We start from the raw sequence: 24876 nt of genomic DNA, 5'->3' as shown, positions 1-24876 counted from the left end.
TTTGCATTTATCCACAGATATTAGCCACGCTAATAATATTAATTATTATGTTTTATTTTTATTATTATATGTTATATTAATGTTTATGAAAACCATATATAACTTAGTAAGTGTATACTTTTTTTAAAAAAAATACAAATTTGTATTTGTTAATAAAGCAATCTTGTAAAATATTGGAAAATATTATGTTTTACCCAAAGAAATTTGATGTTATTATTATAGGTGGTGGACATGCAGGTACTGAAGCAGCTATGGCATCTTCTCGTATGGGACGCCAAACTTTACTGTTAACTTATAATATTGATACATTAGGTCAAATGTCTTGTAATCCTGCGATAGGTGGAATAGGTAAGGGTCATTTAGTTAAAGAAATTGATGCCTTAGGTGGTATTATGGCTATTGCAACAGACAAAGCAGGAATACACTTTAGAAAACTCAATACCAGTAAGGGGGCAGCAGTACAGGCTACAAGAGCTCAAATTGATCGTTTTGTGTATAAGCAATTTATTAAAACATCATTAGAAAATCAAAATAATCTTGTTATCTTTCAGCAAGAAGTTGAAGATCTAATAGTAGAAAAAAATTATATTATTGGTGTAAAAACAAAAATAGGATTAAACTTTCAAGCAAAATCTGTAGTACTAACTACAGGTACATTCTTAAACGGTAAAATTCATATAGGATTAGAAAATTATAGTAGTGGTAGAGCTGGTGATCCTCCTGCTATTAGTTTATCAAATAGATTAAGAGAATTACCTTTAAGAGTAAATAGATTTAAAACAGGTACTCCTCCAAGAATAGATAAAAAAACTATTAATTTTACTCAGTTAACTGCTCAAATTGGAGACAATCCAATACCAACTTTTTCCTTTATTGGATCTACAGAGAACCATTTAGATCAACTAGCTTGCTATATTACTCAAACAAATGAAAGAACTCATCAAATTATTCATGATAATTTAGATCAAAGTCCTATTTACGGAGGCATTATTCAAGGAACTGGTCCTCGATACTGTCCTTCTATTGAGGATAAAGTTACTAGATTTAAAGATCGTGTATCTCATCAGATATTTCTAGAACCAGAAGGCATAACAAGTAATGAAATTTATCCAAATGGTATTTCTACTAGTTTGCCTTTTAATGTACAAATGGAAATGATAAATTCAATCAAAGGGTTAGAAAATGCTCATATTATTAGACCTGGATATGCTATTGAATATGATTTTTTCGATCCACGAGATTTAAATCTAACTTTAGAAAGCAAATTTATCAAAGGATTATTTTTTGCTGGTCAAATTAATGGAACAACTGGTTATGAAGAAGCAGCTGCTCAAGGTCTATTAGCTGGAATTAATGCTGCCCTTTATGCTCATGAACAAGCAGGATGGTATCCTCATCGCCATCAAGCATATATTGGTGTTTTAGTTGATGATCTTTGTACTTTAGGTACAAAAGAACCTTATCGAATGTTTACTTCAAGAGCAGAATATCGACTTATGTTACGTGAAGATAATGCTGATCTTCGTCTAACAGAAAAAGGATATAACCTTGGTTTGATTGATGAAAATCGTTGGCAAAAATTTTGCCATAAAGTAGAATCAATAGAAAAAGAACATCAACGTTTACGTAGTTTATGGTTGAATCCTAATTCAAATGAAATTAATAATATTAATAAAATATTAAATATTTCAATTTCTAAAGAAGTGAATGGTGAAGATTTACTTAAAAGGCCTGAAATAAATTATAAATTACTAACTTCATTAAATTACTTTTCTCCTGGAGTAAGTGATCATCGAGTTAGTAATGAAGTTGAAATACAAATTAAGTATGAGGGATATATTATTAGACAACAAAAAGAAATTAAAAAAAAAATTCGTAATGAGTTTATGATTTTACCAACTAATTTAGATTATAATAAAATTATTGGTCTTTCTAATGAAGTTAGAGCTGTACTTAATAATCATAAACCAAAATCTATAGGTCAAGCATCGCGTATATCTGGTATTACCCCGGCAGCTATATCAATATTATTAATTTGGTTAAAAAAAATATTTAATACTAATTAAAAATGAGTTTAAGAAAATATTTTAAAATTTAGATTAAACAGATCTAAGTTTAGTAAGTTAAGCAATTAATTACATATGTTATGTTATTAAGTAAATAGAGTAAAATAATTTAACTTTTATTAAAGCACCTAAACAAATAGTCATTGTTATATTTTAGTAGGCAGTATTATTGCGGATAAATATCTTGTCAGTAAATTGTTTACCGATGTTGGTATGGGACAGAATTACTTAGTATTATAATATTTGCTATTATTTATACTAATGTCTATTTCATATTATTAGATAGTTAGGAAGAAGAGTTAGATTTTTGTATCAAATTAAAATATTAAAAACCATAGATATTATACAAAAATAATAGATCAATATCAACCCATAGAAAAATTTGATACTCAATAACTAGGGTATTTGCTATATTACATGATATATTTATATTATATCAACATGTTATAAAGTAAATTATGGGAAAATTCTATTCATTAAACAGTAAGAATATTAGTAATAAGTTATTAACGATATTTAATAATAACTTTAGATTAAAAAATTATTTCGTTAAATATACCTTAAGAAACAAGATATTTAGTTTTTTTTTGATAAAAATTAATATTTCTTTTAAAAAAAGTATTAAAGTCGTACTCTAAATATATAAAAGCAATCTGTTATTAGATGCAAATTTTTATTTATTGATTTCATTAAATTTTTTTATTCTGCAAATAACATTTAAACACAAGTATTGATTTATAAATTATTTTATTTTTTAAATTTTACATATTTTTTGTTATAAAATAATTAACATTTTATGTTTAATGTTTTTAAATAAAGATCAATAATCTTTAGATATTAATAATATTTAGATTATAAAATAGCAATCTAATAATATTTAGATGACATATCAATAATAATTCAAATTATATTATTAAGGTTTATAAGTATTGTACTAATTATTAAGGTTTATAAGTATTTTATTAATCAAAATAACATATGTGACATTATATAATGTATTTCATTATAAAGAATTTTAAATTATGTTATAATATGTCATTATACTATATATATGGTAAATAAATACTAAAGCTAAAAATTCATTCTTAACTTATATGAATAATTTAAAATTAATTAATTAAATAACTCTATTATTTTTACAAAAGTAACCATTTACATGTTGCTATATATAATATTATTTATTTATAATAATATATTATTATAATTTTATTTACAATTTTACATATTAAATTAAAAAATTTATTATTTTAAATCACATTATATATACTAATTTTTAAAAGTATCTTTATAGGTAAATATTATAGATTTTTATATTGTTATTAACACTGCATCAGTAATCAGATTTTTTATATTTAGATGTCAATATATCTTAATATGTATTGATAATTATTATAATATAAACTATTAATATTTATATAAATATAAAGAATTATTTCATTGAAGTATTTCGATGATTTTTTTATTTAGTCAATTTATTTAGATAAATTGGTTATCTGAAAATATAATTAATTAAAAATTTTGAAAACATATGATATTTCTCAATTAGATTATTTGATATATATCTTGAGTATAAAACGGTTATACTTTTGTCAAAGTATCTATAAATTAGATACAATAAAGTGTTTGATTATTATAAAATTGATATCAAATATATCTTATTATTAATTTTTATCGATTTATAAAATATACAGTCTAAATATTTTTTATGTTTTGAGTTTGTTATTAATATGATCTATATAATATTTCTTATAGAACAATTATTTTGTAATTTATTTTAATAAACTTAAGATAGTACAATACAAACATTAAAATAAGTTGAATTATTAATTCATATGTTATTATGTATTATATGTTTTTTAAAAAACAACAAAAAATTAAATAATTATTATAAAAATATTTTATTAAAAATAATAAGTTACATAATAATAAATAGATATTTTTTAAATACTTTTTTAAATAATATTAATCAGGTTTTATATATATGAGTATAAAAAGTGTTGTAATTCTTGCTGCTGGTAAAGGTAGTCGTATGTTTTCTAAATTACCAAAAGTTTTGCATTTATTGGCAGGCAAACCTTTAGTGCAACATGTTATTGATACTTCTTTATTAATTGGAGCAAAAAATATTCATTTAGTATACGGGTATAATGCTGACTTAATTAAAATTGCTTTATCTAAGCAACCAGTTAATTGGATTTTGCAGAAAGAACAGTTAGGAACAGGACATGCAATGCAACAAGCAGCACCTTATTTTTCTGATAATGAAGATATTATAGTGCTTAATGGTGATTGCCCGCTCATCACAAAAGAAACACTTGAACGTTTAATATCAGTAAAACCAGATGGAGGAATAGCATTATTAACAGCTATTATTAATGAACCAATAGATTATGGACGTATTCTTCGTAAGAATGGTGCAGTAATTGGCATTGTTGAATATAAAGATGCAAAAAAAGAACAAATAAATATTAATGAAGTTAATACAGGAATATTAGTTGCTAATGGTGGTGATTTAAAAAGATGGTTAAAAAAACTACATAATAATAACATACAAAATGAGTATTATATCACAGAGATAATTGCTTTAGCCTATCAAGAAGGTTGTAAAATTAATACTATGCATCCAATAAAATTGACCGAAATACAAGGAGTTAATAACTATTTACAACTTTCAATACTTGAACGTATTTATCAAAAAGAACAAGCGGAGAAATTATTATCATCTGGTGTTAGGATATTAGATCCTAGCCGTTTTGATTTACGGGGCACATTGAAATATGGTTATAATGTAATTATTGATACAAACGTTATTATTGAAGGAAATGTTATTTTAGGTGATAATGTATATATACATACTGGATGCATATTAAAAAATTGTATTATTAATGATAATTCTTGTGTTAATCCTTATTCATTAATAGATGGATCAGAATTATCTACTTATTGTACTGTAGGCCCATTTGCTAGGTTACGTCCTGGGAATAAATTATCTCATAAAGTCAATATTGGTAATTTTGTTGAAGTTAAGGAATCTATTATAGGTAGAAGTTCTAAAGCTTGTCATCTTAGTTATTTAGGTGATGCTGATATTGGTTGTAATGTTAATATTGGCGCAGGAACAATAACTTGTAATTATAATGGAGTTAGTAAATTTAAAACTACTATTGGTGATAATGTTTTTGTTGGTTCTAATACTCAGTTTATTGCTCCTATTACGATTGCTAATGGGGCAACAATTGGGGCAGGAACAACATTAACTAATAATGTTAATGAAAATGAACTTGTTATTAGTCGTGTGAAACAAAAACATATTTTAAATTGGAAAAAACCTATAAAAGATCAGAAAACGTAAAAGAACGATATTTAATTTATATATAACATTAGTAGTATAATACTCCTCTATATATTGGTATAGGACTAAATATATGTGTGGAATTATCGGTGCAGTATCACAACGTGATATAGCTGGGATACTTATTGACGGCCTACGTAGACTAGAGTATCGTGGTTATGATTCTTCTGGTTTAGCTATGTTAGATGATAAAGCAAATTTAATTTGTTTACGTAAACTTGGTAAAGTTCAGTTTTTAGTTAATGAATTTAAAAAACATACTATTATTGGTAGTACTGGTATTGCTCATACACGCTGGGCTACTCATGGTCAACCAAGTAAAAAAAATGCTCATCCACATATATCTGAATATATTGCTGTAGTTCATAACGGAATTATTGAAAATCATCAAAAATTGCGGACACAACTTAAAAAACTAAAATATGTATTTACTTCAGAAACCGATACTGAAGTTATTGCCCATTTAACACACTGGGAATTACAAAAAGGCGGAACGTTACTTGAAGGTATACAGCGTGTTATCCCTCAATTACATGGAACTTATGGTGCAGTTATTATGGATAGTCGTACTCCTGGTATACTCGTTGGTGCTCGTTCTGGCAGTCCTTTGATTATAGGTTTAGGTAAAGATGAAAATTTTCTTGCATCTGATCAGTTAGCTTTAATATCTATTACACGTTGTTTTATGTATTTAGAAGAAGGCGATATTGTTGAAGTTACTAATAGAAAAGTTCGTATTTTTAATCAAAATGGTATTGAAATTAAAAGAAAATTAATAAAATCAAATATTCAATATCAAGATAATATTTATGATAAAGGGATTTATTGTCATTATATACAAAAAGAGATCCATGAACAACCTGATGCAATTAAAAATGCTTTAGCAGATCGTTTAGATAATCATAATCGTGTTATTTTAAATGAATTAAATAAAAAAGCTCAAAATCTACTATCTAAAATTGAACATATTCAAATTGTTGCTTGTGGTACTTCATATAATGCTGGTATGGTTGCTCGTTATTGGTTTGAATCCTTATCTGGCATACCTTGTGATGTAGAAATTGCCTCTGAATTTCGTTATCGTAAATTAGCACAACGTAAAAATAGTTTATTCATTACTATTTCTCAATCTGGTGAAACAGCAGACACTTTAGCTGCATTACGTTTATCAAAAAAACTTAATTATTTATTATCTTTAGCAATATGTAATGTTATAGGTTCATCGTTAGTACGCGAATCAGATTTTTCATTAATGATAAGAGCTGGAATAGAGATTAGTGTAGCTTCTACAAAAGCTTTTACTGCACAATTAACAGTATTATTATTATTAGTTGCTTATCTTTTGCGATTAAAGAATAAAAATATTGCTTTAGAGCATGATATTGTTAAAGCATTACATGTTTTGCCATTTCGTATTTCTAGTGTACTATCATATAAAGATATTATTGAAGTTTTAGCAAAAGATTTTTTTGACAAAAATTATGTTATTTTTTTAGGTAGAGGAGATCAATTTCCTATTGCTATCGAAGGAGCTTTAAAATTAAAAGAAATTTCTTATATTCATGCAGAAGCATATGCTGCTGGTGAGTTGAAACATGGCCCATTAGCTCTGATTGATAATCATGTTCCAGTAATAATTACTGCTCCTAATAATAAATTACTAGAAAAGTTAAAAGTAAATATAGCAGAGATTAGTTCTAGAGGTGGTATATTATACGTTTTTGCTGATAAAGACGCAGGTTTTGTTAATAGTAAAAATATAAAAGTAATTTCATTACCATATGTAGAAGAATTAATTGCTCCTATTTTTTATATAATACCTCTACAATTGTTATCATATTATGTAGCCTTAATTAAAGGTACTGATGTTGATCAACCAAGAAATTTAGCTAAATCTGTTACAGTTGAATAATATTTAACTTAATATTTTTTTGATATTTATTTTAATATTAATTTAAAGTTTTATCCACAGTTCTTTATTGTTCTTTTATTAAGAATAATTTGTTAAAATATGTAAAAATATAGATTTGCTGTAAACTAATTTTAGTTATATTATTTTAAATAATACTATATAAAATAGTAATACATATTTTATATAAATATTAATTGGCAAATAAATAATAACTTATCAATTAAAAATATGATGGCATTATCTTAATAATTTATTAAAATTTAATAATGTTATTATATTATTTTGTATATATAAATGTATTTAATAAATATAAATGTTGCTTAAGTTTTTTGAAAAATAAATTTTATAATATGAAATATTTTTATTAATATACTTAATAAGTAAATATTTTAAAATTCTTTATTTAATCTTGATTTATTAATCATAATACTTTTGTCAAAATTTAAAAAAAATAACTTTAAAGATTATTTATGCATTTTAACATACATATTAATACTTATTAATAATTTTTAGATGGTATAAAATGAAAACTGTAGGATTTATTGGTTGGAGAGGTATGGTAGGTTCAGTACTATTACAACGAATGAATGAAGAAGGTGATTTTAATAATATTAATCCCGTATTTTTTACTACTTCTCAATATGAAGAAATTGCACCAAATTATGGTCAATATCAAAAAAAGCTTTTAGATGCCTTTTCTTTAGATATTCTTAAGGAATTAGAAGTAATAGTTACTTGTCAGGGAGGTAATTACACTAATCAAATTTATCATAAACTTCTTGATATCGGTTGGTCAGGGTACTGGATAGACGCATCATCTTCATTAAGAATGAGAGATGATAGTATCATTGTTTTAGATCCAGTTAATCGTCAACATATTGATAGAGGTTTAAATAGCGGCATAAAAACTTTTGTTAGTGGTAATTGCACTGTTAGTTTGATGTTAATGGCTTTAGCTGGTTTATTTGTTGAAAATTTAATTGAATGGATTTCAGTTTCAACTTATCAAGCTGTTTCTGGTATAGGTGCGCGTAATATGAGAGAATTACTATTACAAATGGGTGAATTATATTCAAAGGTTTCTGATGATTTACAGAATGTAGCGATATCTATTTTATCGATTGAGAAGAAAATTACTACTTTTATTCGTAGTGGCAAAATGATTGCAAAAGAATTTAGTATACCATTAGTTAGTAATTTAATTCCTTGGATAGATAAAAAATTAATTAATGGTCAAACTTATGAAGAATGGAAAGGACAGGCTGAAACTAATAAAATTTTAAACACTCATACTATCATTCCTATAGATGGTTTATGTGTTCGTATTGATGCCTTAAGATGTCATAGTCAAGCTATTATATTAAAATTAAAAAAGAATATTTCTATTAGAAATATTGAACAAATTTTAGAATCACATAATGATTGGGTATGTGTCATTCCTAATGAACCTGAATTAACTATTAAAAAATTAACCCCAACTGCAGTTACAGGAACTTTGAATATTCCTATTGGACGGTTACGTAAATTAAATATGGGGAAAAGATATTTATCTGCTTTTACTGTTGGTGATCAATTATTATGGGGGGCAGCTGAGCCGTTACGTCGTATGTTAAAATTATTATAATTATATTTATATATGGATTTAATTTTTAAATATCTATATTTTCTGCTTTTAATGCATTTTTTTCAATAAAAATTCTACGTGGTTCAACAGCATCACCCATTAAAGTAGTAAATAGTTGGTCAGTTTGAATAGCGTCTTTAATAGTGACTTGCATCATATTTCTTTTATTTGGGTCCATCGTTGTTTCCCATAATTGTTCCGAATTCATTTCTCCTAATCCTTTATAACGTTGAATTATTAGTCCTCGACGAGACTCTTTTGATAACCAGTTTAATACATCTTCAAACGAAGTGACAGATTTTCTAATTTCACCTCTTTCAACATAAGCACCTTCTTTAATAAGGTTTTTTATTAATCTACTTATTTTTGTGATTTGAGTATATTCTACACCATGAAAAAAATCAAAATCTAAATTATAATAAGTTTTAATTTCATGAGTTTTAATACATAAAACAGGTTCAAACACTTGATGTTCATTATTTTTATTAATATAGTAGTTATAACTACCACCATATTTTTCATGATCTGTTAGACGTTTAACTAAGATGTTAATCCAATTTTCTACTTTCTTTTGATCTTTTAAATCATCTATTATTAAAGTAGGTTGATAAATAAGATGATTTAATAAAGAAAGTGGATAGATACGTTCTAAATGTTTTATAATTTTTTGTGCTGAATTATATTCAGCTATTAGCTGTTCTAATGGTTTGCCTTTTAATCCTAAATCTTGATGACTAGTGTAAAGTGTAGTATTTTCTAATGCTATTGATATTAAATATTCACGCATACATTCATCATCTTTTATATATATTTCCTTTTTACCATTTCTTATTTTGTATAAAGGTGGCTGGGCAATGTACAGATGTCCTCCTTTAATAATTTCCGGCATCTGACGATAAAAGAAAGTTAACAATAATGTTCTAATATGAGAACCATCAACATCTGCATCAGTCATGATAATAATGTTATGGTAACGTAATTTATTTGGATTATATTCATCTATCCCAATACCACATCCTAAAGCTGTTATTAAAGCAGCAATTTCTTGAGAAGATAACATCTTATCAAAACGAGCTTTTTCTACATTAAGTATTTTACCTTTTAATGGTAAAATAGCTTGATTTTTTCGATTACGAGCCTGTTTTGCAGATCCACCAGCAGAATCACCTTCTACTAAATATAGTTCTGATGTACTAGGATCACGATCTTGACAATCAGCTAGTTTTCCTGGTAATCCAGCTAAGTCTAGTATTCCTTTGCGACGAGTCATTTCACGTATTTTACGAGCAGTTTCACGTGCACGTGCAGCATCTATAACTTTATTCACAACTATTTTGGCATCATTAGGATTTTCTAATAAATAATCTATCAATTTTTCATTCATTAATGTTTCTACAATATTTTTTACTTCTGAAGAAATTAGTTTATCTTTTGTTTGTGAAGAAAATTTTGGATCTGGAACTTTAATTGAAATTACAGCAATTAATCCTTCACGTGTATCTTCACCAGTAGCAATAATTTTTGTTTTTTTTTGATATCCTTCTTTGTCCATATAATGATTTAACGTACGTGTCATTGCTGTTCGAAAACCTATAAGATGTGTCCCTCCATCTTTTTGCGGTATATTATTTGTAAAACAATATACGTTTTCTTGAAAGCTATCATTCCATTGCATAGATATTTCTACATTTACTCCGTTTCTTTCTGAAGAAAAATAAAAAATATTAGAATGAATAGGATTTTTATTTCTATTTAAATACTCTACAAAAGCTTTAATACCACCATGATAATGAAAATGATTTGTTTTATTATCTCTTTTATCAATTAAACTGATTGATATACCTGAATTAAGGAAAGATAGTTCCTGTAATCTTTTTTTTAAAATACTATATTCAAATTCAGTGATAGTTTTAAATATTTTTAGACTTGGCCAAAAACGAATATATGTCCCAAATTCATTTGTATGTCCTATAGTTTTTAGCGATGATTGTGGAATACCTAATAGATAAGTTTGTTCGTGTATCTTTCCATCACGTTTTATAATTAAATATAATTTTTCTGATAAAGCATTAACAACAGAAATACCGACGCCATGTAAGCCACCAGAAACTTTATAGGAATTATCGTCGAATTTAGCTCCAGCATGCAGAACTGTCATTATTACTTCTGCAGCAGAAATTCCTTCTTCTTCATGTAGATCTGTAGGAATACCACGCCCATTGTCGATTACAGATATTGAATTATCAGTATGTATTGTTACAACAATTTTTGTACAATAACCTGCTAAAGCTTCATCAATAGAATTATCAACTACTTCGAAAACCATATGATGTAGTCCTGTGCCATCTTCAGTGTCTCCGATATACATCCCTGGACGTTTACGTACGGCATCAAGACCTTTTAATATCTTAATACTTGAAGAATTATATATATATGACATCAAAATGTCTCACTAGTTTCTAGTGCTATAGTTAAATATTAATTTTTTTATTTTACGTAAATATCAAATATTCGATTATTTGTAAAATATAATATTGATTAATATAATTAATTATTTTAAATATAAATTATAGCTTATTTTTATTAAAAAATCTAAGTAATTATACTACAAATATATTGTATTGAAAAATTATTTAGTTTTTAATCAAAATAAATAAGCATAATATATGATATTAAAAAATATTATATATATTAAATACTTTAGAGACGCATTGGCATAATAATATATATTGCAGAATTATTAGCTATATCTTCAATTTGAATACTAGAATTAGAGTCAGTTAATAATAAATGAACTTGATCACATTTTAAAGTATTTAATACATCAAGAATATAACTAACATTAAATCCTATTTCTATTTTTTGATTTTCATAATGTACATCAATAATTTCTTCTGATTCTTCTTGTTCCGGATTTTTTGCTGTAATTTTAAGTTGATTTTTACTTATATAAAGTCTAACTCCGTGAAATTTTTCATTTGATAAAATTGAAGCTCTCGAAAATGCTTGTTTTAATTTATCACAATTTGCTATCATAATTTTATTTGCGTTTTTAGGCAAAACACGTCGATAATCAGGAAATCTACCATCAACTAATTTAGAGGTAAAAATTAAACTATCAATATGTACTCTAATATTATGACTACTAATTTGTAATTTAATAACATCATCACTATTATCAATTAATCTCATTAATTCTATTATCGCTTTTCTAGGAACTATCACTGAATAGTTTTGTAAGTTTTTATGTATAATATTGCGTGAACAAACAGCTAAACGATGTCCATCAGTTGCTACAGTACGTAATTCTTTTCCTTTAATTTCAAATAACATGCCATTGAGATAATATCTCACATCATGATTTGCCATAGAAAATTGAGTAACATCAATTAAATATTTTAAAGTTGACCTTGGTAATTCAAATTCAACTTCACTTTGCCAATTATCAAGATTTGGAAAACTAGTTGCAGGCAAAGTAGAAAGTGAAAAACGGCTACGACAAGAACGTACAAGTAGTCGATCTCCTTCTAAAGTTACACTGATTTTTGAATCATTTGGTAATCCACGCCAAATATCACAAAATTTACGAGCAGGAACAGTAATTGAACCATTTTGAGATTGTTCAGTTAATATCACTTTAGCAACCATTTCTACTTCTAAATCTGTACTTGTTAATAAAAGTATTTTTTTATTTACTTGCAATAATAAATTACCTAAAATAGGTAATTTAGGTCTACTAGATAATGGGCCACTCACTTGTTGTAATGGTTTAATTAATTTTTCACGTTCAATAGTAAAATTCATAATATTACTAATATTACGATGATAATATTTTTATTAAGTTATGTAAATCTTCCTTAATATCATTATTTTCTGCCTGTAATTGTTCTATCTTTCTATAAGCATGAAGCACCGTGGTATGATCTCTTCCGCCAAAAAAATTTCCTATTTCTGGTAAGCTATGGTTTGTTAACTCTTTTGCTAATGCCATAGCTATTTGCCTAGGCCTAGTTACAGAACGAGAACGTCTTTTAGATAACAAATCAGAAACTTTAATTTTATAATATTCTGCAACAATTTTTTGAATATTATCGATAGTTACAAATTTTTCCTGTAATGCTAATAGATCACGTAATGCCTCTCTTACAAAATCAACGGTCATAGAACAGCCAGTAAATTTAGCATTAGCTATAACTCTATTTAGAGCTCCTTCTAATTCTCTGACATTTGATCTTAAATGTTTTGCAATAAAAAAAGCAACTTCATTAGATAATTGTACTTTATTTTCATCTGCTTTTTTTATTAAAATAGCAACCCTAGTTTCTAATTCAGGAGGATCAATAGCAACCGTTAATCCACATCCAAAGCGAGATTTTAATCTTTCTTCGACACCATTAATTTCTTTAGGATAACGATCTGATGTAAGGATAATTTGTTGATTACCTTCTAGTAATGAATTAAATGTATGGAAAAATTCTTCTTGAGAACGTTCTTTATTGGCAAAAAATTGAATATCATCAATTAATAATGCATCTACTGAGCGATAATATTTTTTAAAATCTTCAATAGTATTATTTTGTAATGCCTTTACCATATCTTGTACAAAACGTTCAGAATGCATATAAACTACCTTTGCATTTTTTTTGTTATTAATAATACTATTACCTACGGCATGAAGTAGATGAGTTTTTCCTAATCCTGTCCCTCCATAAAGAAATAGTGGATTATAAGTCTTACCAGGATTGTCTGCTACTTGTATAGCAGCTGCGCTGGCTAGTTGATTTGATTTTCCTTTAATAAAATTATTAAAAGTATGTTTATAATTTACATTCGATTGATATGCAATTTTAGTTTTAATTTGTGTATTTCCCCAACTGTGACATATAGTTGAGTTTATTTTTTTTGCCATTGTTTGATTTTCTGTGGTATTAGTTAAATTATCACTTGATATTATTTGAGGTTTATTCCCCACTTCTAATTTTAAATTAGGTATCTCTGAACCACAAAAATTACTTAATAATTCATTAATATTATTGATGTATTTATCTTTTACCCAATCTAATACAAAGCGATTTGGGGCATATAGTGCTAATGTATTATTACTTAATTCTGCTTGGAGAGGGCGTATCCACATACTAAATTCTATTGCAGGTAATTCATCCTGCAATCTGGCAAGACATTGCTGCCAAAGTGAAAATGACACGACGTACTCCATTAAAACAAGACTAATTAAAAATGATTTTATTTAGTAGATAATAAAAACTGTTAGTACATTTGTAAGGTATAACTAAAATTTATAAAATAAACTATAATATATTATAAAAAATATAATTTTTAGTATACTTAAAAGAGATCATATTGTAAAACTTGAATGATATTTCTTTTTTATTTTGTAAAGTTTTTCTAAATTTTAATTAATTTGATAAAATTTAAGATAGATATAAAAAATAAGAATTAATTAATATTCTAACATATATTTATATATATTAAATATATTATATTAAATACTAAAGTATTTTTAAGTATAAAATCTAATTATTGTGTAATCTGTAAATTGAGATTAAGATTGTTGATATATTTTTATCTTAAAAAATAATGTTTATATTTAATTATTTGTCGTTTATTGTTATTTTTACATTATAGAATCTATTTCATTTTATAATTTTTATGTGCTATTATTATTTCATATTTTATTTTAAAATCTAAATTTTATATTTAAATTATTGAAAAAATTTTATTTTAAATTTCGTAAATCATCTTTTATCATGTATTTATTACTTAGTTTATTTATTGATAAATACACTAAAAGTAAAATTATTAAATATAAATACTTAGATTTTGTTAAATATAGGTAAAATTAATATGAAACGCACTTTTCAACCTTCTATATTAAAGCGTAATCGTTCTCATGGTTTTCGAGCACGTATGGCAACTAGAGGTGGTCGTCATATTTTAGCTCGTAGGCGTGCTAAAAAACGTGCTAGATTAGCTATTTCTTCAAAATAAATCAATGTTTGTATTCTAATTTAGTTATGATGTTTGTTTTTTCTAGAAATTTAAGGTTATTAAAGAGTAGTCATTTTGATTATGTTTTTCAAGAACCAAAGTTAGTTAGTTCTTCAACGATAATAATCGTTGGTCGTTTAAATGAAAAAGGGCATCCTCGTATAGGTTTTGCTATTGCGAAAAAAAATGTAAAATTAGCTCATGAGCGTAATCGTATTAAAAGATTAATAAAGGAATATTTTCGTTTGCATCAAAATAAATTTCTTTCAATGGATTTTGTTATATTAGTTAAAAAGGGTATTGTTGATTTAGATAATCAAGAAATTATAAAAATATTAGGAAAATTATGGCTACAGTATTATCGTTTGGAACGTGGTTATTGATTTTAATAATAAAATTTTATCAATTAATAATAAGTCCTATATTGCAACCTAGTTGTCGTTTTGATCCAACCTGTTCCCAATATGGAATAAAAGTATTATATCAGTATGGATTGGTAAAAGGTAGTTGGTTAATATTGAAACGTATATTAAAATGTCACCCATTATATGATGGATGATTAAAATTTTTCCGTTCTACAGAAATTAAATAACCATAATAGAGAATATTAACTATGGATGCCCAACGAAATCTTTTATTTATTTCTTTGATATTTGTTTCATTTCTAATTTGGCATACTTGGGAAAGTGATAAGATATTATTTATGAAAAATAATCAAAAAATAAAATTAGATATGCTTACTTATGATAATAATGAAGGAATTAATATAAATAATAATCCAGATCAGTTTATAAAAGTGAAAACTGATGTACTAGAATTACTTATTAATAAAAGAGGAGGTGATATCAATACAGCAGATCTGTTATCTTACCCAAAGATATTACATTCATCTGATCCATATAGGTTATTGTATACAAGTAAAGATTTTATTTATCAAGCACAAAGTGGATTGATAGGTAAAGATGGTCCAGATGACTATGTTTATAACAATGGATTACGACCTTTATATAAATCTAATTCAAATAATTATATTTTGCAAAATGGTCAAAATAAACTATGTATTTATCTCGATTTTATTGATAAAAATGGTGTTCTTTACAAGAAAATTTATACATTAAAACGTGGTCAATACGACATATTAGTTGAATACCATATTTATAATAACAGCTCCAAATCATTGGTAATGGAATTTTTTGGTCAGTTAAAACAAACTATAGAGTTACCTAAAACACGTGACATAGTAAATAATGATTTATATTTTCATAGTTATCGAGGAGCAGTATATTCTTCTGATGAAATTAATTATAAAAAATATAGTTTTAATGATATTATAAATAGTGATTTAAATATTAATACTAAAGGTGGCTGGATTGCAATGTTACAGCAATATTTTGCTACTGCCTGGATTCCAGATCATCAAAGTAAAAATACTTTTTATACAATTAATTTAGATAAAAATATTGCTGTTATTGGATATAAAAGTTCTTCAATAAAAATAGATGCTAATAGTAATAAAAAATATATTTCTACTTTATGGATTGGTCCTGAATTACAATCTGAATTAGCAGCAATTGCACCATATTTAGATCTTACTGTTGATTATGGTTGGTTTTGGTTTATTTCTCAAACTTTATTTAAGTTACTAAAATTTATTAATAATATTATAGGAAATTGGGGAGTTTCTATTATAGTTATTACTTTTATTGTTAGAGGTATTATGTATCCTTTAACTAAAGCTCAATACACTTCAATGGCAAAAATGCGCTTATTACAGCCAAAAATAACAGCAATTAAAGAAAGAATTGGTAATGATAAACAACGTATGAGTCAAGAAATGATAGATTTATATAAATCAGAAAAAGTTAATCCATTAGGTGGTTGCTTACCTTTATTAATTCAAATGCCTATTTTTCTTGCATTATATTATATGTTAATGTGTTCTGTTGAATTACGACATGCACCTTTTGTTGGCTGGATCGAAGATTTATCATCCCAAGATCCGTATTATATTCTTCCTTTATTTATGGGTTTTACTATGTATATTATACAAAAGATGTCGCCAACTACAGTAACAGATCCTATACAACACAAAGTTATGGTATATATGCCAGTTATTTTTGCAGTATTTTTTTTATGGTTGCCATCTGGTTTAGTTTTATATTATATAATCAGTAATCTAGTAACAATAATTCAACAATATATTATTTATCATGGATTAGAACGTCGTGGTTTACATAAATGATACAATCATTGCACAAGCAACCCCACCTGGTCGAGGAGGAGTTGGTATTTTACGAATATCAGGTCCAAAAGTTATTGAAGTTATTAAAATTATTTTAGGTAAATTACTTCAACCTAGATATGCAAATTATCTTCCTTTTTATGATATGGATGGCAAAGTATTAGATGAAGGAATTGCACTTTATTTTCCTGGACCTAATTCATTTACTGGAGAAGACGTTTTAGAATTACAAGGACATGGCGGGCCAATTATTATTGATTTATTACTTAAGCAAATTTTAAATATTGATGATATCAGGATTGCTAATCCTGGTGAATTTTCTGAACGTGCTTTTCTTAATGCTAAAATTGATTTAACACAGGCAGAAGCTATTGCTGATTTAATTGATGCTAGCACTGAACAGGCAGCCCGTTCAGCAGTAAAATCATTACAAGGTGTTTTTTCGAAACAAATTGATGATATCATAAAATTGCTTACTAACTTACGTGTTTACGTGGAATCATCAATTGATTTTTCTGATTCTAATATTGATGTATTATCCAATATAGATATTAAATCAAAGTTAAATGATATAATATCACGTTTGAATAATATATGTTTAAAAGCACATCATGGTAGTATTTTACGAGAAGGTATAAAAATTGTTATTACAGGTTGTCCTAATGTTGGTAAATCTAGTTTATTAAATGCTTTATCTGGTCGTGAATCAGCTATTGTTACTAATATTCCAGGCACAACAAGAGATGTGTTATGTGAACATATATATATTGATGGTATACCAATACATATTGTAGATACAGCTGGGTTGCGTGAAGCAACAAATGAAGTTGAAAAAATAGGTATAAAACGTGCTTGGGATGAAATAGAAAAAGCAGATCATATATTATTTATGTTTGATGGCACTATAATAAAAGAATTTAAAATTGAAAATTTTTACTCTGGATTTGTAGCTAAATTATCAAAATATATACCTATTACATTAATTAAAAATAAAGTAGATATTACTGGTGAGCCAATAATAATAAAAAAAGTAGGCCATTACTCACTTATTTTTATGTCTACTTATAAAAATAAAGGTATTAATTTATTACGACAATATTTAAGAAAATCAATTTTATTTAATCAACCTATTGAAGGAGTATTTTTAGCTAGACGACGTCATATACAAGCTCTCAATATTTCTATTGAACATTTAAAAAAAGGATATCAATTATTTTTATTAGATCATTCTATTGATCTCTTAGCAGAAGAACTTCGTCTAGCTCAACAGTCTTTAAGTGAAATTACTGGAGAATATAATTCTAATGATTTGTTAAGTGATATTTTTTCAAATTTTTGTATTGGAAAATAAAATTTAAACCAAGATAAAAAAGAGTCTTTTGATGAAGATTTTTATCTTGATTTTATTATACTTTTAATAAATAATAAATCATCATTATAATTATAAATAAAATTAAAAATTACAAAAATAGATAGTTTTATATACTAAATCAAGAAAGTTGATTTAGTATTTTATTATATATTAAATGTTTAATGTGTTATTTAAATATAAAAATTTTTTATTTGTGTTATAAAAAGTACTTTTATTTTTTATCTTTGCCGAAGTGGCGAAATTGGTATACGCAGATGATTCAAAATCATCCACTATTTTAGTATGCCGGTTCAAATCCGGCCTTCGGCAAAATATATTTTGTATATATTAATGTAAAATTATTTTTAATATAAAATATATCAATCATATAACTAAAATTTATTGTGATATTATAAGAAGATATAACATATATATAATATATATAAGAAATATAACTAAATTTATATAATCTTAATTTAATCTAAGATTATTTTTGTAATTAATAAAATTAATATTTTTCTGAGTATGATTGTAAAAATCAATTAGTAGATGTAAAAACTTATGAGGATGAGAGATAAATGGCACATGTGCAGCATATTTTATTATTACAGAAGATGAATTTGGTAACCATTTATCTATTATAGATACTATTTTTTTTGGGACTAAATTATCTAGTTCACCATAGATACGTAAAAAAGATATCTTCAACTGTGACAAAGGTTTTCTTAAATCATTTGTTAATAAAATTTCTAAACCTTTATTTAATACAGAAATTGAAGGTAACGGTTGACTCATAAATGTTGATTTTAAAAAATTTATATCATTATGTGGTTTTTTTATTCCTAATGTTTGCAGTACTAAAAAAGATTTTATTGTACGATGAAAATCAATTTTTAATTGTTGTTTAAAATTTATTAGCAACACAGGATTAATACCTGGCCAATTATCTTTTTGTATGAAAAAAGGAGATGATGCTATCGTTATTAATCCAGATATTTCAGATGTATGTTGAAGAGCTATAGTACTAGCAAGTAATCCACCTAAAGACCAACCAACCCAAATAGCATATTTTGGTGCTTTATGCCAAATAATTTCTGACATTTGTTGTAATGTCATTGGTGGAAATATATTATTTCTCCCATAACCAGGTAAATCAATAATATGAAAACAAAAATATGGATTGTATAATAATGCAATATTACGCCAAACTTCTGCATTTGAACACCATCCATGTAATAGAACAACATCTTGTTTTCCTTTTCCTAATCTTTGCCAAAATAAATCATTCATTGTTATTTTTTTTAAAAACAAGAGTTATATTTTATATATCAATGTATTAATAATTAGTTATTTAAGCATATTTATATAACATAGAAGAGTAAATATTATAATAATTATAATATATTATATCAATAATATTTATATTATAATAGATTCGTATCTTTTAATTACATTAAAATTTAATTTTTATATTTTGTTTTAATATATTGTATAGGTATATCAATAATACTTCGATTTAGTAATTAGTTATTCACTATAAAATTAAATTAATTTAATATGATTTATAAATTAAATAGCATATAAAAGTATAGTATACTTTTATTAAGATAAATTTATTTGAGTATTTAATCATGATTACTATTACTAAATCAGCGCAAGATCATTTTATAAAATTATTAAAAAATCAAATACCAGGTACACAAATTCGTGTATTTGTCATTAATCCTGGCACCCCGTTTGCTGAATGTGGTGTTTCTTATTGTGCCCCTGATTCTATTGAGGAAAGTGATATTGAACTGAAATTTGATAAGTTATCGGCATATATTGATTCAGTCAGTGCGCCTTTTTTAGAGAATGCTGAAATTAATTTCAGTATAGATAAACTAGGATCTCAATTAACAATAAAAGCACCAAATGCTAAAATAAAATACGTTAATAGCGATGCTCCATTAATTGAACGTATAAATTACGTAATTAAATCACAAATTAATCCACAATTAGCTATTCATGGAGGTTCTGTTTCATTAATAAAAATTACTAATGATGGATATGTAATTTTACAATTTAGTGGAGGATGCAATGGCTGTTCAATGGTTTCCTTGACATTAAAAAATGGTATTGAAAAGCAATTATTAAATATGTTTCCAAATGAACTTAATGGTGTTAAAGATTTTACTGAACACCAACATGGAGAGCATTCTTTTTATTAATATTATAAAAACATTACTTTACTAAAATTATAAAAATTAATATGAAATATTTAGTAAATAAATATCTTTTAATAAAGTATAATAATTATTATATATTTAGTTAGCATACATAAAATGTTTGTTTTAATTGGTTATCTGTTTACTTGAATATATTAAATTATAGTTAAAATTGCTTTTTAATTTAATTAATATGCTATTAATATGACTAGATCAATATACTATTGATATATGGATAATTTATTTAGCAATATATGATTAAATATCATATATTTTAATATATTAAAATCACTAATTGTTATAAGTATAGTATATTTAATTTTAATATTTTATTTTTTAGTAAAAATGTATCAAAAATATTTTTAAATTAAATATATAATCATATACTTCTTTAATATTTAAGTTTATTCTACTTATCATAATAAGTAGAATAAATAATTTAATTATTTTTAATTAATAAAATATACACATATATGCTTATTTAAAGCATAAAACCATATATTATTTGTTTTTTTACTTTAATTTTATATTATATATCTTTATATAATATTATATATTTAGGTAAAATTTTAAATAAAATATGTATTAATTCATACCATAAATAGAAGTTATACATTTAATTAATATAATTTTTTTGCCATATCTAACCAATCTTTTTTAAATTTACGTTGCATATTACTTACTACATCAATTATATCATGATGAACTAGTTGATCATTTTGAATTCCTACACAACGTCCACCATATCCTTGTAAAAGTAATTGAATAGAATAGGCCCCCATACGAGATGCTAAAATACGATCACTTGCTACTGGATTACCCCCTCTTTGAATATGACCTAATACAGTAGCTCTTGTTTCGTGTCCAGTTATTTTTTCAATATATTTTGCTAATATATTAATATCATAAATATGCTCGGTAATAGCAACAATAGCATGTCTTTTGCCTCTGTTTAAACCTGATTTAATTTCTATTAATAATTCATCTTTATTAAAACTTATTTCTGGCAATACTATAAATTCACATCCAGCTGCAATTGCTGCTGATAAAGTTAAATCACCACAATAGTGCCCCATAATTTCAACTATCGAAATACGTTTATGAGAAGTGGATGTATCACGTAATCGATCAATTGCTTCAACAATTGTATTTAATGCTGTAAAATAACCGATTGTATAATCAGTACCAGCTACATCATTATCAATAGTTCCTGGTATCCCTATACAAGGAAAACCAGATTCAGTGATTTTTTTTGCCCCATGATAAGAACCATCTCCTCCTATTACAACTAATGCATCTATATCATGTTTTTTCATGTTATTAATTGCTTGTATTCTTACTATTTCATTGTCTCTAAATTCAGGGAACCGAGCAGAACCTAAAAAAGTACCTCCTCTATTAATAATGTCAGAAACACTAAAACGATTAAGTTTTTGTATTTTATTTTCATAAAGTCCTATGTAGCCATCATAAATACCATAAATTTCTAAGTTTTCATGGAGTCCCATACGAACAACACTACGAATAGCAGCATTCATTCCTGGCGAGTCACCTCCACTAGTTAACACACCAATTTTTTTTATCCTACCTTTATTCATATTTACCTCCTATTACAATATGTATTATAAATACATGTATTTAATTATTTTTAATTAAATTTGATTTAATAGATTTATTCTATTATAATTAAAATTTTTAAAACCTTATCACTTAATTTAATTATAAATTTTAAAATATATGAATATTTTTGTATGTGTTTATTGTTAATTCTATTTTAAAAAAGAATTAATTTCCAAAATATATATGTAAATTATATAGGAATTTATTATAATTTATCTTTAATCTTTTTTATTTATATTATATGACTAGAATATATAATTCTATGAGAGTTTTAATTTGTTTAATGATATTAATTTAAGTTTATTTAAATTTATTAATGCTAATCCTATGACATCTAGTAATATATTAGGCATAGCTACTTTTTTTGCAAAAAAATTGATTTTTATATTTCCTTCAATCACTATCATATCTTGGATTTGGGGGCCATCAAAAAATTTATCTTATCAAAGAATTTTTGTATGTAAAACTACTTTTTCATTAATTATTGTTATATGTTCAGTCATTTCAGGTTTTATTAGTATACTTTTCCCTCAAGAAAGACCTTTTATTTTAGGTATAGGTCAGCAGTTTTTATATCATGATCCAACACCATCATTTCCTAGTAACCATGCTACTATTGCTTTTACATTTACACTTAGTTTTTTTTTTGGTTTAAAATAAGAATTGGATTACTATTATTTATACCAGCAATTGCTATTATTTGGGCTAGAATTTTTTTAGGTGTACATTGGCCATTAGATATGGTTGGGTCCTTTTTTATTTCTCTTATAGCTTGTGGTATTAGCCAAATAATTTGGATTATTGGTGGTTATAAGTTACTCCCATATATGATAAAAATATATAAATTATTATTTTTATCTTTGATAAAGAAAGGTTGGATTAAAGGTTAAAAGATCTATATTTATTTTTTATTGTATATTTAGATATCTAAATAAATTATCTTAATGACATAATTATATTATATTTTTGATTTTTATCATTAACTATTAATAATATATGTATATATGTGATGTATATTTTATTTTTTTAATAAATCATATTTATATTTATTAATATAAAATTAAGTCATGTTTGATATGATAATTTTAAAAAATATTTAAATTATTAGTTTGTAGTAATTAAATTGCATTAATTTTAATATTAAATATGACACAACAGTATTGTTATAAAATTTTTATATGAAAATATAATTTCATGTAATACTATTGATAATAATTAAATTGTCCATTATTTAAATATTGTTTAACCATATAAAATATAAATTATTGATAATAATATTAATTTATATATTATATAATCAAATAATTATAAAAATATAAATATTATTTAATAGTGAAATGTAATATATATAGATAAGTAGTAAATAATAAAACCATTATATTTTTATATATAAAATATATTTATAAATTTTGAATAATTAAATAGTACAACTGTATATATAAAATACATGCAATTCCTAATTAGTTAGGAGGTTTTTTGAATAAATATTTTGTTAATGAAGCAACTATTGAATTACATACTATTCAAGATATGTATCGTTGGGTAATTAGTCAATTTAATGTATCCAATATTTTTTACGGTCATGGAACAGATAATTGTTGGGATGAAGCATTACAATTAGTTTTACCATCACTATTTTTACCATTATATATTCCTGATCAATTATGGCATTCTCGTACAACTATAAGTGAACGTCATCGTATTATTAAACGAGTAATTCGTCGTATAAATGAACATATCCCTGTAGCTTATTTAATTAATAAATCTTGGTTTTGTGGGCATGAGTTTTATGTTGATGAGCGTGTTTTAATACCCAGAACACCTATAGGTGAATTAATTGATAAACATTTTATTGATATCATTGATTATGAACCCATGTATCTTTTAGATCTATGTACCGGAAGTGGATGCATAGCTATATCTTGTGCTTATATATTTCCTACAGTACAAATTTATGCTGTTGATATTTCTATTAATGCATTAGATGTAAGTGAACAAAATATCATCACTCATGGATTTTCTGATAGAATAAAACTTATTCAATCAGATTTATTTTTAAATATCCCATCTATTCAGTTTGATTTAATTATCACCAATCCCCCATATGTTGATTCTAAAGATATGTCTAATTTACCACTAGAATATTGGGCAGAACCTAAATTAGCTTTGGAGGGTGGTCCTGATGGTTTAAAATTTGTTAGACGAATTTTAGCTAATGCCGCCCGTTTTTTAACAGAAAATGGTATACTTATTTGTGAAGTTGGAAATACTATGTTACAACTTATTAAACAATATAGAAATATCCCATTCACTTGGTTAAAATTAGATTATGGCGGTCATGGTGTATTTATGTTAACAAAGAAACAACTCCTTGAACATCAAGAATTTTTTAAATTATTTATCGATTAAATGAATAAAATATTTTATATTATACAATAATTTATTTTTATAATGTAGATATTATGATAAATAATAATGCCTTATTCATAATAACGA

The 24876-nt window shown here is 25.1% G+C and carries 18 protein-coding genes, 1 tRNA gene and 1 pseudogene; 15 read left to right on the top strand and 5 right to left on the bottom strand.

Annotated features, from left to right (window positions below; all coding sequences use genetic code 11):
• The first annotated feature begins 185 nt into the window (after positions 1-185).
• The 4 genes from mnmG (at position 186) to asd (ending at position 8954) form a co-directional block, all read left to right on the top strand.
• Positions 186-2066, top strand: coding sequence for a tRNA uridine-5-carboxymethylaminomethyl(34) synthesis enzyme MnmG (gene mnmG, locus AUT07_RS01775; protein WP_066283407.1), 1881 nt, complete (start codon positions 186-188; stop codon positions 2064-2066).
• 1975 nt (positions 2067-4041) lie between these two features.
• Positions 4042-5418 carry a bifunctional UDP-N-acetylglucosamine diphosphorylase/glucosamine-1-phosphate N-acetyltransferase GlmU gene (glmU, locus tag AUT07_RS01770; protein ID WP_162261059.1) on the top strand — a complete coding sequence of 459 codons (1377 nt, stop codon included), beginning with the start codon at positions 4042-4044 and terminating at the stop codon, positions 5416-5418.
• 73 nt (positions 5419-5491) lie between these two features.
• Positions 5492-7330: a glutamine--fructose-6-phosphate transaminase (isomerizing) gene (gene glmS, locus AUT07_RS01765; protein ID WP_066283401.1), complete on the top strand. Its 1839-nt coding sequence runs from the start codon at positions 5492-5494 to the stop codon at positions 7328-7330.
• A 523-nt stretch (positions 7331-7853) separates the two neighbouring features.
• Complete coding sequence (asd, locus tag AUT07_RS01760) at positions 7854-8954, top strand: aspartate-semialdehyde dehydrogenase (RefSeq protein ID WP_066283399.1); 1101 nt, start codon at positions 7854-7856, stop codon at positions 8952-8954.
• A gap of 25 nt (positions 8955-8979) precedes the next feature.
• On the opposite strand, the gene gyrB is transcribed toward asd, so the two are convergent.
• From gyrB to dnaA, 3 genes are all read right to left on the bottom strand, one after another.
• Positions 8980-11394 carry a DNA topoisomerase (ATP-hydrolyzing) subunit B gene (gene gyrB, locus AUT07_RS01755; RefSeq protein ID WP_066283397.1) on the bottom strand — a complete coding sequence of 805 codons (2415 nt, stop codon included), beginning with the start codon at positions 11392-11394 and terminating at the stop codon, positions 8980-8982.
• 260 nt (positions 11395-11654) lie between these two features.
• Positions 11655-12758, bottom strand: coding sequence for a DNA polymerase III subunit beta (dnaN, locus tag AUT07_RS01750; RefSeq protein WP_066283394.1), 1104 nt, complete (start codon positions 12756-12758; stop codon positions 11655-11657).
• Positions 12759-12771: 13 nt separating this feature from the next.
• Entirely contained in the window at positions 12772-14157 is a 1386-nt protein-coding gene (gene dnaA / locus AUT07_RS01745; protein ID WP_066283392.1) for a chromosomal replication initiator protein DnaA, read from the bottom strand.
• Positions 14158-14816: 659 nt separating this feature from the next.
• Between dnaA and rpmH the strand changes: the two genes are divergently transcribed.
• The 6 genes from rpmH to AUT07_RS01715 all read left to right on the top strand — a co-directional run bounded on the left by rpmH (position 14817) and on the right by AUT07_RS01715 (position 18883).
• Positions 14817-14960 (top strand): 50S ribosomal protein L34, encoded by a 144-nt coding sequence (gene rpmH, locus AUT07_RS01740; protein WP_066283385.1) that lies wholly within the window; start codon positions 14817-14819, stop codon positions 14958-14960.
• Between the two features lie 26 nt (positions 14961-14986).
• Positions 14987-15343, top strand: a complete 357-nt coding sequence (gene rnpA / locus AUT07_RS01735) for a ribonuclease P protein component (RefSeq protein ID WP_066283384.1) — start codon at positions 14987-14989, stop codon at positions 15341-15343.
• Entirely contained in the window at positions 15307-15519 is a 213-nt protein-coding gene (gene yidD, locus AUT07_RS01730) for a membrane protein insertion efficiency factor YidD (protein WP_066283382.1), read from the top strand. The genes rnpA and yidD overlap by 37 nt, the downstream gene beginning before the upstream one ends.
• A 54-nt stretch (positions 15520-15573) precedes the next feature.
• On the top strand, positions 15574-17202 hold the full coding sequence (gene yidC, locus AUT07_RS01725) for a membrane protein insertase YidC (protein ID WP_066283379.1): 1629 nt from the start codon (positions 15574-15576) through the stop codon (positions 17200-17202).
• Positions 17186-18553: a tRNA uridine-5-carboxymethylaminomethyl(34) synthesis GTPase MnmE gene (mnmE, locus tag AUT07_RS01720; RefSeq protein ID WP_066283377.1), complete on the top strand. Its 1368-nt coding sequence runs from the start codon at positions 17186-17188 to the stop codon at positions 18551-18553. Before yidC ends, mnmE begins: the two co-directional genes overlap by 17 nt.
• A 247-nt stretch (positions 18554-18800) precedes the next feature.
• Positions 18801-18883, top strand: a tRNA-Leu gene (locus AUT07_RS01715).
• Positions 18884-19024: 141 nt separating this feature from the next.
• On the opposite strand, the gene bioH is transcribed toward AUT07_RS01715, so the two are convergent.
• A complete protein-coding gene (bioH, locus tag AUT07_RS01710; RefSeq protein WP_066283375.1) occupies positions 19025-19843 on the bottom strand; it encodes a pimeloyl-ACP methyl ester esterase BioH in 819 nt (272 codons plus the stop codon).
• A gap of 341 nt (positions 19844-20184) precedes the next feature.
• Here bioH and nfuA point away from each other — a divergent pair, with 341 nt between their 5' ends.
• Entirely contained in the window at positions 20185-20763 is a 579-nt protein-coding gene (nfuA, locus tag AUT07_RS01705; protein ID WP_066283374.1) for a Fe-S biogenesis protein NfuA, read from the top strand.
• 617 nt (positions 20764-21380) lie between these two features.
• On the opposite strand, the gene pfkA is transcribed toward nfuA, so the two are convergent.
• Positions 21381-22358 carry a 6-phosphofructokinase gene (gene pfkA / locus AUT07_RS01700; RefSeq protein ID WP_066283372.1) on the bottom strand — a complete coding sequence of 326 codons (978 nt, stop codon included), beginning with the start codon at positions 22356-22358 and terminating at the stop codon, positions 21381-21383.
• A 298-nt stretch (positions 22359-22656) separates the two neighbouring features.
• On the opposite strand from pfkA, the gene AUT07_RS03400 reads away from it, so the two are divergent.
• From AUT07_RS03400 to prmB, 4 genes and pseudogenes are all read left to right on the top strand, one after another.
• Entirely contained in the window at positions 22657-23040 is a 384-nt protein-coding gene (locus tag AUT07_RS03400; RefSeq protein ID WP_236860966.1) for a phosphatase PAP2 family protein, read from the top strand.
• Positions 23037-23099: pseudogene (locus tag AUT07_RS03430) on the top strand (hypothetical protein); the annotation flags it as partial. The gene AUT07_RS03400 and the pseudogene AUT07_RS03430, both read left to right, overlap by 4 nt.
• A gap of 21 nt (positions 23100-23120) precedes the next feature.
• The gene (locus AUT07_RS03395; RefSeq protein WP_236860965.1) at positions 23121-23270 is read left to right on the top strand and encodes a phosphatase PAP2 family protein; all 150 of its coding nucleotides are present in this window, start codon (positions 23121-23123) and stop codon (positions 23268-23270) included.
• Between the two features lie 586 nt (positions 23271-23856).
• Positions 23857-24789 carry a 50S ribosomal protein L3 N(5)-glutamine methyltransferase gene (gene prmB / locus AUT07_RS01690; RefSeq protein WP_066283370.1) on the top strand — a complete coding sequence of 311 codons (933 nt, stop codon included), beginning with the start codon at positions 23857-23859 and terminating at the stop codon, positions 24787-24789.
• Positions 24790-24876: the final 87 nt, after the last annotated feature.

The organism is Candidatus Arsenophonus lipoptenae, assembly GCF_001534665.1.
Classification (GTDB): Bacteria; Pseudomonadota; Gammaproteobacteria; order Enterobacterales; family Enterobacteriaceae; genus Arsenophonus; species Arsenophonus lipoptenae.
The sequence above is the reverse complement of the archived record's forward strand: the minus strand, read 5'-3'. Positions and strand labels throughout refer to the sequence as shown.